The 16,364-nt window shown below is 68.6% G+C and carries 17 protein-coding genes; 11 read left to right on the top strand and 6 right to left on the bottom strand.

Translation table 11 applies throughout. The features are described 5' to 3' along the window. The first annotated feature begins 19 nt into the window (after positions 1-19). From EJP69_RS27290 to EJP69_RS27280, 3 genes are read left to right on the top strand one after another with little or no spacing between them, the layout of a single operon-like run. Positions 20-769: an energy-coupling factor ABC transporter ATP-binding protein gene (locus EJP69_RS27290; protein ID WP_093301513.1), complete on the top strand. Its 750-nt coding sequence runs from the start codon at positions 20-22 to the stop codon at positions 767-769. Further along, positions 762-1,355: an energy-coupling factor transporter transmembrane component T family protein gene (locus EJP69_RS27285; protein WP_093301515.1), complete on the top strand. Its 594-nt coding sequence runs from the start codon at positions 762-764 to the stop codon at positions 1,353-1,355. The genes EJP69_RS27290 and EJP69_RS27285 overlap by 8 nt, the downstream gene beginning before the upstream one ends. Positions 1,356-1,388: 33 nt before the next feature. Beyond that, positions 1,389-1,982: a biotin transporter BioY gene (locus EJP69_RS27280; protein WP_093203696.1), complete on the top strand. Its 594-nt coding sequence runs from the start codon at positions 1,389-1,391 to the stop codon at positions 1,980-1,982. Between the two features lie 10 nt (positions 1,983-1,992). On the opposite strand, the gene EJP69_RS27275 is transcribed toward EJP69_RS27280, so the two are convergent. Then, positions 1,993-2,481 carry a DUF6314 family protein gene (locus tag EJP69_RS27275; RefSeq protein WP_126473446.1) on the bottom strand — a complete coding sequence of 163 codons (489 nt, stop codon included), beginning with the start codon at positions 2,479-2,481 and terminating at the stop codon, positions 1,993-1,995. Between the two features lie 189 nt (positions 2,482-2,670). Here EJP69_RS27275 and EJP69_RS27270 point away from each other — a divergent pair, with 189 nt between their 5' ends. Next, on the top strand, positions 2,671-3,051 hold the full coding sequence (locus EJP69_RS27270; RefSeq protein ID WP_093203701.1) for a helicase SNF2: 381 nt from the start codon (positions 2,671-2,673) through the stop codon (positions 3,049-3,051). Positions 3,052-3,112: 61 nt separating this feature from the next. Here the strand turns inward: EJP69_RS27270 and EJP69_RS27265 are convergent, their stop codons facing one another. Continuing rightward, positions 3,113-3,808, bottom strand: coding sequence for a hypothetical protein (locus EJP69_RS27265; protein WP_240652299.1), 696 nt, complete (start codon positions 3,806-3,808; stop codon positions 3,113-3,115). A 251-nt stretch (positions 3,809-4,059) separates the two neighbouring features. Between EJP69_RS27265 and EJP69_RS27260 the strand changes: the two genes are divergently transcribed. The 5 genes from EJP69_RS27260 (at position 4,060) to EJP69_RS27240 (ending at position 9,843) form a co-directional block, all read left to right on the top strand. Next, complete coding sequence (locus tag EJP69_RS27260; RefSeq protein ID WP_126473445.1) at positions 4,060-4,665, top strand: DUF6891 domain-containing protein; 606 nt, start codon at positions 4,060-4,062, stop codon at positions 4,663-4,665. Continuing rightward, the gene (locus EJP69_RS27255; protein WP_240652298.1) at positions 4,662-6,452 is read left to right on the top strand and encodes a VanW family protein; all 1,791 of its coding nucleotides are present in this window, start codon (positions 4,662-4,664) and stop codon (positions 6,450-6,452) included. Before EJP69_RS27260 ends, EJP69_RS27255 begins: the two co-directional genes overlap by 4 nt. Positions 6,453-6,465: 13 nt before the next feature. Then, a complete protein-coding gene (locus EJP69_RS27250; RefSeq protein ID WP_126473441.1) occupies positions 6,466-7,062 on the top strand; it encodes a hypothetical protein in 597 nt (198 codons plus the stop codon). A gap of 66 nt (positions 7,063-7,128) precedes the next feature. Beyond that, positions 7,129-8,817: an FxLYD domain-containing protein gene (locus tag EJP69_RS27245; RefSeq protein WP_126473440.1), complete on the top strand. Its 1,689-nt coding sequence runs from the start codon at positions 7,129-7,131 to the stop codon at positions 8,815-8,817. Between the two features lie 45 nt (positions 8,818-8,862). Then, positions 8,863-9,843, top strand: coding sequence for an LLM class flavin-dependent oxidoreductase (locus EJP69_RS27240; RefSeq protein ID WP_093301774.1), 981 nt, complete (start codon positions 8,863-8,865; stop codon positions 9,841-9,843). 122 nt (positions 9,844-9,965) lie between these two features. Here EJP69_RS27240 and EJP69_RS27235 read toward each other — a convergent pair whose 3' ends face one another. Next, on the bottom strand, positions 9,966-11,705 hold the full coding sequence (locus EJP69_RS27235) for a long-chain-fatty-acid--CoA ligase (protein WP_126473438.1): 1,740 nt from the start codon (positions 11,703-11,705) through the stop codon (positions 9,966-9,968). A 188-nt stretch (positions 11,706-11,893) separates the two neighbouring features. Here EJP69_RS27235 and mnmA point away from each other — a divergent pair, with 188 nt between their 5' ends. Continuing rightward, positions 11,894-12,994: a tRNA 2-thiouridine(34) synthase MnmA gene (gene mnmA / locus EJP69_RS27230; RefSeq protein WP_126473436.1), complete on the top strand. Its 1,101-nt coding sequence runs from the start codon at positions 11,894-11,896 to the stop codon at positions 12,992-12,994. Between the two features lie 14 nt (positions 12,995-13,008). Here the strand turns inward: mnmA and EJP69_RS27225 are convergent, their stop codons facing one another. The 3 genes from EJP69_RS27225 to EJP69_RS27215 form a co-directional block, all read right to left on the bottom strand. Further along, positions 13,009-13,497, bottom strand: coding sequence for an NUDIX hydrolase (locus EJP69_RS27225; protein WP_126473434.1), 489 nt, complete (start codon positions 13,495-13,497; stop codon positions 13,009-13,011). Positions 13,498-13,514: 17 nt separating this feature from the next. Then, positions 13,515-13,952 (bottom strand): DUF4019 domain-containing protein, encoded by a 438-nt coding sequence (locus EJP69_RS27220; protein WP_126473432.1) that lies wholly within the window; start codon positions 13,950-13,952, stop codon positions 13,515-13,517. A gap of 107 nt (positions 13,953-14,059) precedes the next feature. After that, positions 14,060-14,773: a response regulator transcription factor gene (locus EJP69_RS27215; RefSeq protein ID WP_093203727.1), complete on the bottom strand. Its 714-nt coding sequence runs from the start codon at positions 14,771-14,773 to the stop codon at positions 14,060-14,062. Positions 14,774-15,222: 449 nt separating this feature from the next. On the opposite strand from EJP69_RS27215, the gene EJP69_RS27210 reads away from it, so the two are divergent. After that, a complete protein-coding gene (locus EJP69_RS27210; RefSeq protein ID WP_126473430.1) occupies positions 15,223-16,353 on the top strand; it encodes a Re/Si-specific NAD(P)(+) transhydrogenase subunit alpha in 1,131 nt (376 codons plus the stop codon). Positions 16,354-16,364 lie beyond the last annotated feature (11 nt).

The raw sequence follows: 16,364 nt of genomic DNA, 5'->3' as shown, positions 1-16,364 counted from the left end.
CAGGTACAGTGGGCGCCCCTTGCCGCAGCCGACCCCGTCCGAACCCAGCTCCCCGCACAGCATCCGCCTCGAGGCGGTGACGCTGGTGCGCGGCAGCCAGCGCGTCTTCGAGGGGCTGACGCTCGACCTGCAGGAGATGCGCATCGGCCTGGTCGGCGACAACGGCGCGGGCAAGAGCAGCCTGTTCCGCCTCATCAGCGGGCTCGACCAGCCGCAGGAAGGGCGCGTGGTCGTGCATGGCTGCGACACGCAGGCCGACCGCAGGCAGCTGTCGAAGCACGTGGGGCTGATGTTCCAGAACCCCGACGACCAGATCATCTTTCCGACCGTGGCCGAGGAGCTGGCCTTCAGTCTTACGGCGCGCGGCGAGACGCGGCAGGCGGCCAGGCAGCAGGCGCGCGATTTCCTTGCCCGGCGCGGGCTCGAGGCCTGGGCCGGGCGCGCGGTGAGCGAGCTGAGCCAGGGCCAGCGCCAGCAGGTGTGCCTGCTGGCCCTGCAGATCAGCGAGCCCGCCACGCTGCTGCTCGACGAGCCATTCGCCAGCCTCGACCTGTTGAGCCAGGCGCGGCTTGCCGCGCAACTGGAGGCGAGCGACCACCAGATCCTCGTGTCCACGCACCTGCTGGAGCACGTCTACGACTTCGAGCGCGTGCTGTGGCTCGACCAGGGCAGGGTGCGCGGCGACGGACCGGGCCGCGAGGTGTGCGAGGCCTACGCCGAGGACGTGCGCGAGCGCGCTGCCGCTGAGCGGGGGCGCCACCATGCGTAGCCTGTATTCGGAGCAGCCGACGTGGATGCATGCGATCGCGGCATGGATCAAGCTCGCGGTGCTGTCGGTGTGCGGCACGCTGCTGGTGCTGGTCGAGCGCCCGTCGTACTTGGCCATCGCCTGCGCAGCGGTGCTGCTGATCTTCGCCTCGCTCGGAGCGCCCGCATGGCGCCGCGTGCGCATGCTGGTCGGCGTGACGGTGGCCTGCGGGCTGATCGTCGGCTTCCACTGGGCGATGGGCACGACGCTGCTCGGCGTGGCCAGCGCACTGCGCCTGGCGAGCGCGGCCACGCTTGCGCTGATGCTCACGCTGACCACTCGCTTCGAGGACCTGCTGGCGGTGCTCGAGGCCGTGCTGCATCCGCTGCAGCGCTTCGGCGTGCCCACCGAGCGGATCGCGCTGGGCCTTGGCCTCATGCTGCGCTTCGCCGAAAATTTCTATGTGCAGTGGCAGCGCCTCGACGATGCCTACCGCGTCCGCTCCGGCCACGGCGGCGGCCTGCGGCTGCTGGCGCCGCTGACCATCCGCACGCTGCAGACGGCGGAGCGCGTGGCGGACGCGCTGGCCGCGCGGCTCGGGCGCTGATCCTTCTTCCGTCTTTTCTCGATTGCGACTGCCATGACCACCACTTCAGGCTCCCTCACTTCCTCCCGTTCGCTGTCGTACATCGCGCTGTTCGCGGCGCTGATGGCGGTGTTCGGCCTGATCCCGAAGATCGACCTGCCGTTCGGCGTGCCGATCACGCTGCAGTCGCTGGGCGTGATGCTGGCGGGCTGCCTGCTGGGGCCGCGCCGGGGCTTTTTGGCCATCGCGCTGTTCCTGCTCGCGGTGGCGCTCGGGCTGCCGCTGCTGCCGGGCGGCCGTGGCGGCCTGAGCGTGTTCGTGGCGCCTGCCGGCGGCTTCCTGTTCGGCTGGATGTTCGGCGCCTTCGCCTGCGGCCTGCTGATGCGCCTGGCCGTGCGCCGCATCGGCGGCACGACGGGGCTTCCCCTGTTGGCGGCGGCGTTCCTCTCGGCGCTGGTCGGCGGGATCGGCGTGGTCTACGCCTTCGGCATCGTCGGGCTCTCGTGGATCGCCCACATGTCGCTGTCGAAGGCCGCGCTGGCCATGCTGGTGTTCATTCCCGGCGACCTCATCAAGTGCGGCATCTGCGCGGTGCTGGTGCAGACCGTGATGCGCGGCATGCCGGCGTGGCGCCTCGACCGCGACTGAGCGGCTTCCCTCAGCCTCGCCGGCTGAAGACGGTTTCCGAGAGGTAGTCCTTGCGCGGGCCGTGCACCACGTGGCGGATCGTGAAGGAGCCGTCGGGCAGGAAGCGGTAGCTGCTGTCGTAGGTGTCGGGCGTGCACAGGTGCGTGGCCGAGCCGGCGAGCACGTCACCGTCACCCTTGCCCTCGCGCACGACGGCGATGGCATGGAAGAGGCGTGGCGGCGTTTCGGCGAAATGCACCGCGAAACCGCCCGGAGCGCGTTCGAAAAGGTATTCGCGGTGCCCGTCGAATTCCTTGCCGTCGGCCAGGCGGATGCGGCCTTCCTCACGGTACTTGAGCGTTCCGGCTTCCAGCGGCGTGAACGTGGCGACGCCGCTCATGGTGGCCTGCCCCTCGATGTTGCGCTGCAGGCTCCATTCGCCCGCCAGCCGGTCGAACACGGTGTCGGGGCTTCCCCAGAAGGACGTGGAAGGTGAAAGGGCGGGGGCCGGTTCGCTCATGCTGGGGACTCTACGACAGGCGGTGATCCGTCTTCCTGGCGGTTGATTGTTTCCATGGTGTGAACACCGTGGTTCCATTGTCTAAGGGTTTTTACTTAGACAACGGGCGCACAATTCTTCCCATGGACCAGCCCTTCAGCTGATCCAGACCAAGAAACAAGAACCGAACCAATTGAAGGACACATCCAAATGACCGCCTCGAAGCTCCTCTCCGCCGTTTCCCTCGCCCTGCTGGCCGCTGCCGGCGTTGCCCACGCCGAAACCTATGAAGGCGTGCACCAGCTGACCTCGGCCGCCAGCCGCGCCGACGTTGCCAGCCAGGCCGTGGTTGCCGCCCACAGCGCGAACCCCTACGCCACCGGTGCCAACGCCGGCCCGGCACAAGCGATCGTCTCGACCGCCAGCCGCTCGGCCGTTCGTGCCGAAGCCGTGGCAGCCGCCCGCAGCGGTGACCCGTATGCCGAAGGCGCTTCGTCGGGCGTGGCCCCGATCGTGGCCAGCTCGGTGGACCGCGCCGCGGTTCGTGCCGCAGCCCGCGCTGCCGCTCATGGTGACGCACTGCCGCTGTAATTTCCTGCGGGGCTGAAAGAAAGCCGGGCCATGGCCCGGCTTTTTTGCGTCTGGTCCGGCCTCAGCGCGGAGGGAGCCGCCGCAGCGCGGCGACGAGCAAGGGCTCGCTGGCACCGTCGGCCGCTTCGCGCAACTCGACCGACCATTGCGCGGCTTCGTCGCCGTTCGCGGGCTTCGCGCGAAGCTCGCAGGCATAGACAACCCGGCCGGCCCGCGCATCCTCGCGCGGCGCGATCGCTTCGTCGCAGCACTCCTCGACCAGCGATCGCGTTCCGTCGGCTGCATCGAGCATGAAGCGGCGCACCAGGCGCATCGCGATGTGCTCCGGTGCCGCCGTGCGCTCACCCTCCGGTGCAACCGGCACCGTCGCGCGCAGGCGCAGCTCGAGCGGCTCGCTGACGCGAAAGCCTTCCCCGCGCTCCAGCGACATGTTCTCCAGCGTCACCCGCACCCGCCGGCGTTCGCGCAGCCTCGTGACGACGGCCAGCACCGACAGCACCGAGAAGACGCCGAAGAACGGCAATCCCACCAGCATCCAGAGCCATTGCCAGCCGCCGGCCAGCGACCAGCGCATCGCCTGGAAGCCGAAGACGGCCATGAACACCAGCACTGCCAGCGCGACCAGCCAGGCGATCCGGTCGGCGGCCGTCCTCTGCATGCGTTCCGTGGCCTGCGGCATGGCGGAGGTCCACGAGGCGGGCAGGCGTTCGTCGGCTGGCGGCAGGGCGGGGTCTGGAAGGCGATGTTGCTGCGGCATGGGGAGCCGCCGAGCATAGCCAGCAGCCCCGCGGCACCCCGGCCATGTGGCGGAGCCGGCTTCGCCATAAGGCGCATTGCCTTGCCATGGCGCATCCTTCATGATGGTGCGGTACGGAAGGGGTGGCCGTCGGACATCATGCTTTCGCATTACCGCGCCATCGTGGTGCGCTAGGGTAAAAATACGACCACGCTTCCGCCAGGAAAAAAGAAAGCATGACCCGTTGCCGCCGAGGCGGCAGCCCAACACGCATGGCCCTTACTCTCGACCCAGAAGACACGCGCGGACGCATCCACGACCTGGTGTGGAGCGGCTTCTATCCCGACGCCGATGTCGAGTGGATGATCACCGACGAGTACCTCGATCCCGACGAAATCACCAGCGAAGACCGTGCCTGGGTCAAGGCAGAGGCCGCGAGCGCATGCGCCGCCAAGCGCGAGGCCGAGGCCGGATGGCCGGCGCAGACCGAATACGACAGGCTCGAGGCCGTGTTCGCGCAGCTGCGAGGCGAGAAGATCATCGCGCTGCACCGCGCGGGCAACACGCTCTCCGACGGCCACGACGACGTGCGCGAGCAGTGGCGCGCGGCCGGTCGGGCGGAGTCCGGCATTCGCGGCTGCTGCTTCTATCACGCGCAGGACCTCGACACGGCCGTGCGCACCGGCCGCCTGCACCTGGCCTTCAGCGGCGGCATGATCCCCGAAATCGAGCAGCGCGAGGCCAACACCGCGGCCGTGGGCTATCGCATCGTCGAACTGCTGCGCGCGGCCGGCTTCGGCGCGCACTGGAGCGGCAACATCAACGAGCGCATCGAAGCCGACCTCGGCCAATGGCGCAAGCGAGGCCCCTCCGCGTGAGCGTGCAGGCCTGGCAGCCGCCGCGCCGCATCGACGCGATCGATTTCTGGCTGCGTTCGCGGCTCCTGGCCACGGCCCACGCGCTGCGCGAGACCCTGCGGCCCTCGGCCCGCCGATGGCCCGTCGGCAGCCACGCACTGGCCGACGCGCCCGTGCTCGCCCAATACCGCACGCCGTTGTGGACCGACGGTCGCGCGGACGAATTCCCGCTCGTGGCCGGCAAGGTGCAGAACCTTCGCGTGGCGCGCCGCGCCTTCGATGCCGTCGAGGTGCCTGCCGGCGAAGTGCTGAGCTTCTGGCGCCAGCTGGGCAGGCCCGCTTCGTGGCGCGGTTTTGTGCAGGGCCGCGAACTGCGCGGCGGCTGCGTGGTGCCGACGCTGGCCGGCGGGCTGTGCCAGCTGTCGAACGCGCTCGCCACCGTGGCGGTGCGAGCGGGTTTCGAGCTGGTGGAGCGGCACGGGCACACGGCGCGCATCGAGCAGGCCGGCGAGCCGGGCGCGGATGCCGTCGACGCGACCGTGTTCTGGAACTACATCGACCTCAAGGTGCGCGCCAGGCAGGCATGGCGGCTCGAAGTGGAGCTGACCGGCACGGAGCTGGTGCTGCGCATCCGGGGCCGTGGCGCATCGGCCGCGCCTTTCGTGCCCGTCACGATGCGCCGCGCGAGCGAGGATGCGGGCGCCGCGTTGCCCGTGGCGCGCGGCTGCCTCAGCTGCGACCAGGCCGCTTGCTTCCGCCATCGCCCGCGGGTCGACGTTGGCCCCGAAGGGCTCACCATCGCATTGCTCGACGGCTGGACGCCCGAGTTCGCGCGCTACCTGCGCGAGGAGCATCCGGGTGCGCAGCGCATGCAGCCTGTGCCGCTGCGGCTCGCCTTCTGGCGTCGCCCCGCGACGGGCTGGCATCGCGAGCCGGTTGCCGCCGGCGTTGCGCCGGCACAGGCGCCGTGGGCCGCGAGCCTGCGCCGTGCGCTGTGGCAGCGGCTGTGGGCCCGGCAGGCAGGACGGCGCCAGGCCAGCCTGATCGACGGCCAGCGCTGGCTCGCGCAGGCTTTCGCGGCGCGCCTGAAGCCGGAGCACACGCAGCTGGTGGTCGAGCAGGCACTGCTGCCGCACCTGCAGCGCCTCGGCGCGCTCGACGGCCGTCGCGTGATCGTGCTGGCCGGCGCGCTGCCGATGGCCGACATCGAAAGGCGGCTCGACGAAGCCTCGCGGCGCTGGCCCGATGACGCCACCTTGCGCGACTTCCGTGCCGATGCGTCGCTGGTACGAGCCGAGTCGCTGGCGCTTGCACGAGCTTCGATCGTGGTCACGCCGCATGCCGAAGTCGCGCGACAGCTTGCCGCGTCGCGGCGACTCGATTGGGTGCTGCCCGAGATCAGGGCAACCGGCCGCGCAAAGGCCGGGGGCCAGGAGCTTCCGCTCGTCGTCTTCGCCGCGAGCGCGCTGGCACGCAAGGGCGCGCGCGAACTCGCGGCCGCGCTGCAGGGCTGGCCGTGCAGGCTGCGCGTGCTGGGCTCGCCTTCGGACGATGCGCGGCTCTGGCAGGGCATCGGGCATGTCGAACACATGAACTGGCAGGGCGACTGGCTGGCAGGCGCCGACGTCGTCGTGCTGCCCGCGCACATCGAGCACGCGCCGCGCGCGTTGCTGCGCGCCGTGGCAGCCGGCGTGCCGGTCGTCGCATCGACCGCATGCGGCCTCGGCGCACTGCCGGGCATGCGCGAGATCGCGCCCGGCGACGTGGATGCGCTTCGCGCCGCGTTGCGAACGGCCTGCTCTCGCTGAACGGAGGACGCACTTGGCATCGACAGAACAGGCTCGTGCAGCCCTGGCCCCGCATGGCACGCTGGAGCCGCAACCCGCCGCCGACCACTGGCGCGGCGAGATTCCGCTGCCCGAAGCCGTCGCGGCCTTCTACGAGCAGGTCGGCCCGCTCGGCAACTGGATCAACGAGCGCGTGGGCCATGCGGGCCTCACCGTTCCCACCGCCGGCAACCCCTTCAGCATTCCTCCGCTGGCGCGCCTGTGGTCGGCGCAGGCCGGCTACCGCTGGCACGGCATCACGGGCGAGCGCCTCGCCGCGTGGCCCGACCACTGGCTGGTGGTGGCCGACCAGGGCGCCGATCCATTCATCCTCGACCTGAACACCGGCGCGATACAGTTCGCCCGGCACGGCGCGGGCGCGTGGGATGACGATGAACCGCTCTTCGCCGACATCCTCGAGATGGCCGCCTGCCTCGGCACCGTCGGGCAGGTCTGGGACGAGGCGGGCGAGGACATCTTCGCGGACGACTATTCGGTCAACCCGGTGCACCGCGCGCGTCTGGTCGAGCGGCTCGCGCCGCTGATCGGCGCGGACCGGGCCGAAGATCTCGCGGATGTCTTCGGCTGGTAGAGGGCCGCGACGGAAGCATCAGCAAGAGCAGAAGCAGAAGAAGAAAACGGGAGCAGCATTTCAGACATGACCATCGATCTCCAGACGCTCAAGTGCGGCGAGTGCGGCAGCAGCGTGCTCAAGCGCACGGGCCTCAACGAATACACCTGCGAGCACTGCGGCTCCGTCACGCTGGTGGAGGACAACGTCTCCGACCGGCTGGAGCGCGTGCTCAACCAGGTGAAGAACGAAGCCGGCCGGCGGCTCGCGGCCGACGAGGCACGCAGGCAGGCGATCATGATGCGCAAGGTCGGCATCGGGGTGGCCATTGCGGTGGGGGCGGTGGTGCTCTTCAGCGTGGTGGGCGTGTTCCTCGGCAGCCGCAATGCCGACACGCGCGGCGCGTCCGCCTCGCAGCGGGTGGTGGCCGCGGTCGACCGCACCATTCCCGTCGACGGCCTCAAGCTCGACGAACCGCGGCAGGTGCTCGTGGGCAGCGGCAGCTCGGCCATGCCCAAGTTGCTGGTGGTGGCGCGCAACGAGACCGGCAAGCCGCTGTCTCGCGCCGGCATTCGCGCCGTGTACTTCGACGGCGAAAGCAAGCTCGACGAGCGCAGCGAGATGCTGCCCGTGTCCGTGCTGGAGCCCGGCGAGAGCGCGCCCGCGCTGATCGACATGCCCAGCGGCAAGAACGTCACTCGGCAGGAGCTGCGCGTGCAGAAGCTGGCCGAGCCCTACAGCTCGGTGAAGGGGCCGCGCATGGTGTTCTCGCGCGTGCGGCTGGTGCAGCAGGGCGACCGCGTGCGGCTGGTGGGCCGCATCGTCAACGACCGCAAGGACGCCACCGTGCTCGGCGGCTTCGAGGTGCTGGCCACGCTGTACGACGACGCGGGGCAGGTGATCGGCTTCGGCCACGGCTACGGGCAAGCCAACGAGATACAGCCCGGCGGGCGGACCTCGGTGGGCGTGAGCATCGCGCGCTTCGGTCGCGGCGCGGCCATCGCGGCATGGGACTACCGCATCGGCTACAGCACGGTCGAGGCCTCGGGCTCGCGCACGCCGGTGCTGGGCAGCGGCGACCGCGTGATCCGCACGGCGGGCGGTCCGGAGTCCTTCAATTCGGAGCTTCGCCTGGGCACCGACGACCTGCTGGCCGAGGACAGCGAGCGCTTCGACGCCAGGCTGCTCGAGATGCTGCCGCTGGTGGACGGGCGCAACAACATCCAGCAGCGGCTGTTCCTGGGCGAGCTCGTCAATCGCAGCACCGACGCAGTCGTGCTCGCGCCGGGCGGCGTGATCTCGCGCTTCAGCGGCAGCAAGGCGCACGGCACGACCACCATCGCGGGGCTGGCGTACCTGTACCCCGGCGAGCGCTTTCCCATCTACCTGGAGCCGCAGGACATGGAGCGCATCACCGACACGCGCATCGAGTGGAAGCCGATGCGCCGCGCGGCCTTGCCCGGCCCGCGCAAGCCGCTGGAGGTGAAGGTGACGGGCACCAAGGCCGAGATCGGCAGCGTGCTGCTCAACTTCAGCCAGCGCTTTTCGTACAAGTACGTGGTGGTCAGCGGCAGCGTGAAGAACCCGGGCACGGGCATCGTCGGCAAGGTGCGGCTGTGGGTGAGCCTTCGTGACCGCAACGGGCAGCTCACCGGCTTCAAGCTGGTGGACAACCTGCCGGCCATCGCGCCGGGCGAGAGCGTGCCCTTCCAGGCGAGCGTGGAGCAGAACGGGCGCGACTTCGCGAGCGTGACCACGCTATACCAAACCGAATAGCCCCTGGGGCAGCGGCGTTGGGCGGTTCGCGCCATGATCGCGCCCATGATTCCGTTCTCCATCCTCGACCTTTCCCCGATCACCGAGGGCAGCGACGCCGCGCAGTCGTTCCGCAACTCGCTCTCGCTGGCGCAGCATGGCGAGAAGCTGGGCTACACGCGCTACTGGCTGGCCGAGCACCACGGCATGCCGGGCATCGCGAGCGCTGCCACCGCAGTGCTGCTGTCGTACGTGGGGGCGGGTACGTCCACCATCCGCATCGGCGCCGGCGGCGTGATGCTGCCGAACCATTCGCCGCTGGTGATCGCCGAGCAGTTCGGCACGCTCGAGTCGCTGTACCCGGGGCGCATCGACCTCGGCCTGGGCCGCGCGCCCGGCTCCGACCAGCGCACCGCGCGCGCCCTGAGGCGCAACCTGGAGTCGGACGCCGACCAGTTCCCGCAGGACGTGATCGAACTCATGGACTTCATGTCGAAGGCGCCGCAGCAGCCCGTTCGGGCCGTGCCCGGCGCGGGGCTCGAGGTGCCGGTGTGGATCCTCGGATCGAGCACCTTCGGCGCGCAGCTCGCGGCGCACCTGGGCCTGCCCTATGCCTTCGCCTCGCACTTCGCGCCGCAGCAGATCATGCAGGCCATCCAGATCTATCGCGAGACCTTCAAGCCCTCGGCGCAGCTGCAGAAGCCGTACGTGATGCTGGGCTTCAATGTGTTCGCGGCCGACACCGACGAGGAGGCCGAGTTCCGCGCCACCTCGTGGCAGCAGGCCTTCGTGAACCTGCGCAGCGGACGGCCCGGGCGCCTGCCGCCGCCGGTGGAGAACTATCGCCAGAAGGTCGGGCCGGCGGAGAACGCGCTGCTCGACTCGGTGCTGTCGTGCTCCGCGGTGGGCTCGGTCGAGACGGTGAAGAAGGGCGTGGAAGCTTTCGTCGCGCGCACCGGCGCGGACGAACTGATGATCACCTCGCAGGTGTTCGACCACGTGGCCCGGCTGCGTTCCTACGAATTGCTGGCCGAAGCCTTTCGCTAGGCTCGCCCCCAGGCTGCGCGCACTTCGTGTCGCTTCGCCAACCCCCTACCGGGGGCAACACCTGAGGCCCGGCAAAGCCGGTTCCTCGGTGTTCCACGAAAGAGCGGTGTGCGGCTCCGCTGCTACGCCGCCCGCTTGCGGGCTTCCTCGTCCACCAGATCCTTCTTCGAGAGCTTGCCCACCGGCGTCTTGGGCAGCTCGGCGCGGATCTCCAGCGCGCCGATCATCTCGTGCTTGCCGAGGCGGTTCTTCAGGAATGACTTGAGCTCGTCGAGCGTCAGTCCGGGCGCGCCGTCCTTCAGCTTCACGAAGGCCTTGGGCGACTGGCCGCGGTACTCGTCGGGAATGCCGATCACGCAGACTTCGGCCACCGAAGGGTGCTCGTACACCGCCTCTTCCAGCACGCGCGGGTAGACGTTGTAGCCGCCGCACAGCAGCATGTCCTTGGTGCGGTCGACGATGTAGAGGTAGCCGTCGGCGTCCATCTTCGCGACGTCGCCGCTGCGGAAGTAGCCGTCGGCCGTCATCGACTCGGCCGTGGCCTTGGGGTTGTTCCAGTAGCCCTTCATCACGTTCGGGCCCTTGATGCAGAGTTCGCCCGCTTCGCCGAAGGCGGTGATGTCCTGCGTCGGGTCGTCCAGGCTCACGAGCTTGATGCGCACTCGCGGCAGCGGCATGCCGCACGAGCCCGCCTTGCGCAGGCCGCGCGCGGGCGTGAAGGTGCCCACGGGCGAGGTCTCGGTCATGCCCCAGCCCTCGTTGAGGTGGCAGCCTGTGAGCTCGAAGAAGCGCTGCTCCACTTCCACCGGCAGCGGCGCGCCGCCGGAGCCGCAGAACTTGAGCGAGCGCAGGTCCATCTCCTTCGCCTTGGGGTGCGAGAGGATCGCGGTGTACATCGTCGGCACGCCGGGGAACACGCTGATCCGGCTGGCGGCGAGCTCGTTCATCACCGCGTCGACGTCGAAGCGCGTGTGCAGCACCAGCGCCGCGCCCAGGCGCACGCCGAGCAGCATTGCCGCGCTGAGCGCGAAGATGTGGAAGAGCGGCAGCACCACCAGGAAGCGTTCCGTTCCTTCGTCCAGGATGGGCGGATCGCCCTTGGTCGACTCGTAGTACTGCGCCGAGGCCGATGTGAGGTTGGCGTGCGTGAGCATCGCGCCCTTGGGCAGGCCGGTGGTGCCGCCGGTGTACTGCAGCACCACGATCTCTTCGGCGAGGTCGCCCAGCGGATGGGTCTTGTGCGTGCCTTCGCTCTTGAGCAGATCGGTGAAGCGCACGTGCCGTTCATCGACGGGCACCGGGGCGATCTGGCCGGCGCCCTGCAGCTGGGCCTGCACCTTGTCGCCCATGGCACCGTAGTCGCCGAGGCTGCCGACCACCAGCGTCTTCAGGCGCGAGTTGTCGAGCAGGCGCGCCATCTGCGGGTACAGGTTGACGAGGTCGAGCGTGACCAGGATGTCGGTGCGGCTGTCCTCGATCTTGTGGGCCAGCACGCGCTCGGCGTCCAGCGGGGAATAGTTCACCACCGTGCCGCCTGCCTTCAGCACCGCGAAGAAGGCGATGGGGTAGTGCGGCGTGTTCGGCAGGTAGAGGCCGACGTGTACGCCGGGCTTCACGCCCAGGTCCTGCAGGCCCTTGGCGGCACGTTCGACCGCGGCACCGAGCTCGCGGTAGGTGATGGCCTGGCCCATGAACTCGACGGCCGACCGGTCGGGCCAGCGTTCGACGGCCTCGTCGAGCATCTGCTGCACCGGCTTCACGGGAAGCTCCGCGTCCCAGCGCATGCCGGGCGGGTAGGCGCGTGTCCAGGGAGTGCTGTCGCCGAAGGATGCGGCGGGGCAAGCTGGGGAAGGGGTGGCCATGCGTCTTGTCTCCGCTGGTTGTTGTCTGTTGCAAATCGCCTGGCGGATCTGTGCCGCCTTCATGCGGAGTCACTGTAGCGCCGGCCTTCGCGCCGCGAACCCGCAGGCTGACAAACCGGCGACACGGGTTTTCCCGATTTCCCACACGCCGGAAGCCCCTTCCGCGGGGCTGGGACAATAGGGGGCTTATGGCAAAGCATCGGATCGTTGTGGGACTGAGCGGCGGAGTGGACTCCGCGGTGACGGCGCACCTGCTCAAGCAGCAGGGGCACGAGGTGGTCGGCATCTTCATGAAGAACTGGGAAGACGACGACGACAGCGAGTACTGCTCGTCGAACATCGACTTCGTGGACGCCGCCAGCGTGGCCGACGTGCTGGGCATCGAGATCGAGCACGTCAACTTCGCGGCCGACTACAAGGACCGCGTGTTCGCCGAGTTCCTGCGCGAATACAAGGCCGGCCGCACGCCCAACCCCGACGTGCTGTGCAATGCCGAGATCAAGTTCAAGGCCTTCCTCGACCACGCCATGCGGCTGGGCGCCGAGAAGATCGCCACCGGCCACTACGCCCGCGTGCGGCTGAACGAGGCGACCGGCAGGCACGAGCTGCTCAAGGGACTCGATCCCTCGAAGGACCAGAGCTACTTCCTGCACCGCCTGAACCAGGCGCAGCTGTCGAAGACGATGTTCCCGGTCGGCGAGCTGCACAAGACCGAAGTGCGCCGCATCGCCGAGGAAATCGGCCTGCCCAACGCGAAGAAGAAGGACTCGACCGGCATCTGCTTCATCGGCGAGCGGCCGTTCCGCGAATTCCTGAACCGCTACATCTCCAAGGAGCCCGGCCCGATCAAGGACGACCGGGGCCGCAAGCTGGGCGAGCACCAGGGGCTGAGCTTCTACACGCTGGGGCAGCGGCAGGGGCTGGGCATCGGCGGCGTGAAGGAAAAGGGCGCGCAGCGCGGTTCGGGCGACCACTCACCGTGGTTCGTGGCGCGCAAGGACATCGAGAAGAACACGCTGTGGGTGGTGCAGGGGCACGACCATCCGTGGTTGCTGTCGTCTCAGCTGAAGGCGGACGACGCGAGCTGGATTTCCGGCGAGCCGCCGGTGCCGGGCGGCTACGGCTCCAAGGCGCGCTACCGGCAGGCGGATGCGGCCTGCGAGATGGATGCGGGAGATGCCGGCACCTTCGGCCTGCGCTTCGGCGAAGCGCAATGGGCAGTGACCCCGGGGCAGTCGGCCGTGCTCTACGACGGCGAGCGCTGCCTTGGCGGCGGCGTCATCGTCTGAGCCTCTTCAGCCGATCAGGGCGCGGACCGCACCGATTCGTCGACGTAAACGAGGTCCAGCGGGTGGCGCTTGCCGGCCAGGTGGTCCTCGACACATTGCAGCAGCAGCGGGCTGCGGTGCCGGGCGACGCTGGTGCGGATTTCGTCGGCAGTCATCCACACGGTGCGCACGATGCCTTCGTCGAGCGGGCGGCCTGCCTCGAACGCGCCCAAGGTGCCTGAGAACGCGAAACGCATGTAGGTGGTGTCCTCGCCGCGTTCCGCCAGCGGCCGGGAACGCGCCATGTAGATGCCGATGAGCGCCGTTGGCGTGAAATGATGGGCTGTTTCTTCCAGCGTTTCGCGCGCGCAGCCTTCGGCGGGCGACTCGCCGGGGTCCAGGTGCCCGGCCGGCGTGTTGAGCCGAAGGCCGTCGCTGGTCTGCTCCTCGACGAGCAGGAAGCGCCCGTCGCGCTCGATCACCGCAGCCACGGTGACATTGGGTTTCCAGCGCGGACCTGCCATGTTCTCGGCTCCTTTCCTTATTTCAGTGCATAGCCGCTGAAGCGCCAGACGCGGTCCTGGTCGAGATGGAAGCTCACGAGTTCGCGCACCGTGCCGTCGGACTTGCTCGCGAACCGGGTCTCGTATTCGATGCTGACGTACTGGCCGGCCGTGTCGCCGTCTTGCGCGGCAACGACCTGGCGGTTGACCGAGACCCAGGTGCGCATCTGCGGCACGCCGATCTGTGCCCGGCTCCGGGCGACCTGGCCGAGGAAGTCGGCGCGCGTCACCCGCTTGCGCGTGGCCGGGGCGGCGCCGTCCCACAGTTCGCCGGCCTTGCCCTGGTCGATCATCTCGATCGCCTGCATGCCGCCGCGCACCATGTCGCTGGCCTCCACCACTTCCTGTGCGGCGGCCGGCCCGAGCCAGCTCCAGAGCAATGTGGCGGCGAGCAGCAGCCGGATCATCGGATTCATTCGTCTCGTTCCTCGTGGCGGCGGGCACATCGCCCGTTCTTGCGGCGGCCGTGTTGGTTGCCGCGCTAGCCGCTGGAGGCTACTTTAGCCCGCTGAGATTTCCGGGGTCAGCGTACGTTGACTCCGGGCAACGCATCGGCTTCGATGGTTTCGAGCCGGTAGCCCAGGCCGTAGATGGCCAGCAGCAGGAAGCCGTTTGCGGGGCGCAGGTCGAGCTTGGTCCGCAGGCGCGAGATATGGGTGTCGAGCGAGCGCGAGAGCGCCTCGATGCCGAGGCCCCAGACGGCTTCGTGCAGATGCTCCCGCGAGAGTAGCCGGCCGAGGTTCTGGAACAGGAACAGCGCGAGCTCGTATTCGCGGTTCTTGAGTTCGACCTGCACGCCGCGGACCTTGAGTACGCGCGACGGCGGATAGAAGTGATAGGGCCCGAAGACCAGTTCCGCCTCGTGCTGGGCCGGGTAGGAGCGGCGCAGCAGCGCGTTCACGCGGGCTTCGAGTTCGCCGGCGCGGGCGGGCTTGGCCATGAAGTCGTCCGCGCCGGCGTTGAGGCCCTCGACCATGTCGGCCTCGCCGGGCTTGTCGGACACGAAAAGAATGGGAAGCCGGCTGTTGAGATCCCGACGGATGGTCGCTACCACCTCGGGACCCTTCATGTCAGGGAGATTCCAGCCGAGTATCAGCAGGTCGAAGGTCTGGCGGCGCATCGCCTGCAGCAGGGCCTTGCCTTCCGTATAGGGATGGCACTCGTGCTCGAGTGCCGCCATGGTCTGATTGATCCGCTTGAAGTGATCTACACCTTCATCGAGTACCGCGATTCGCATTCCTACCCCTTCTTCCTCCCTTCGTCAGCTTCCGTGAACTGGCGATTGTTAGTAGAAGTGTATCTATCTGCGACTAAGGTAAAGTTTTTGGATTTGCAAATAATGCACGCAAATCGCCGATTTCTGATTGCTTGTTAACGAAGTTGGCAGCAGTTGGATACAAATGGAGATTTTGATTGACGGGCTTCCGTCAGGCATTGGAAGTACTTTTGCCGGGCAATCAGGCGGAAATCCGTCCGGCATGCCGAGGAAACACGCGCCGGCCTTCTCGCAAACCGCTATCGAATACCCGAATTCGCTATCAATTAAATAGCGAAAGTTATAGTAACCATAAGCTCCTCGACGCTTTGGGATGAAAACGACAGAGCACTCCGGCGACAGCGATCGGCTGTAATCTTGCTGTAAGCTGCCGGCATTCCCCCTGTGCCCCTTGCTCTGAGGAGATCTCTATGCTGATAGGCGTGCCCGCCGAGACACTGGCAGGCGAAACCCGCGTGGCTGTTACACCTGAGACGGTGAAGAAACTTGTCGCCTCAGGGCACACCGTACGGGTGCAGTCGGGGGCAGGCGTCGCGGCCAGCGTCACCGACAGCGCCTATCAGGCCGCAGGTGCAGAGATCACCGATCAACCGGGTGCCTTCTCCGCCGACATGGTGCTCAAGGTGCGCACCCCGACCGAATCGGAAACCTCGCTGCTGAAGTCCGGCGCCGTGGTCATCGGCATGCTCAATCCCTTCGACGCGGCCGGCCTGCAGCGCCTGGCCGCCGCCGGCGTCACCGGCTTCGCGCTCGAAGCCGCGCCGCGCACCACGCGCGCCCAGAGCATGGACGTGCTCAGCTCCCAGGCCAACATCGCCGGCTACAAGGCCGTGATGATCGCGGCCGACAAGTACCAGCGCTTCTTCCCCATGCTCATGACCGCTGCCGGCACTGTGAAGGCAGCGCGCGTCGTCATCCTGGGCGTGGGCGTGGCGGGCCTGCAGGCCATCGCCACCGCCAAGCGCCTGGGCGCGGTCATCGAGGCGTCCGACGTGCGCCCGAGCGTCAAGGAGCAGATCGAGTCGCTGGGCGGCAAGTTCATCGACGTGCCCTACGAAACCCAGGAAGAGAAGGACGCGGCCGAAGGCGTCGGCGGCTACGCGCGGCCCATGCCCGCGAGCTGGCTCACCCGCCAACAGGCCGAGGTCGCCAAGCGCGTGGCGCTGGCCGACGTGGTCATCAGCACCGCGCTCATCCCGGGCCGCGCCGCGCCGACGCTCATCACCGAGGACATGGTCAAGGCGATGAAGCCGGGCTCCGTCATCGTCGACATCGCGGCCGGCAAGGGCCCCGACGGTGTGGGCGGCAACTGCCCGCTGTCGGAAGCCGACAGGACGGTGGTGAAGCACGGCGTGACCATCGTGGGCGAGACCAACCTCGCCGCGCTCGTGGCGGCCGACGCATCGGCGCTCTACGCGCGCAACGTGCTCGACTTTCTCAAGCTCATCGTCACCAAGGAGGGCGCGCTGAAGATCGACCTCGAGGACGACATCGTCGCCGCCTGCCGCGTCACGCAGGACGGCCAGGTCACGAAGAAGTAACCCAGCCCGCC

This window comes from Variovorax gossypii (assembly GCF_003965815.1).
Classification (GTDB): domain Bacteria; phylum Pseudomonadota; class Gammaproteobacteria; order Burkholderiales; family Burkholderiaceae_C; genus Variovorax; species Variovorax gossypii.
The sequence above is the reverse complement of the archived record's forward strand: the minus strand, read 5'-3'. Positions and strand labels throughout refer to the sequence as shown.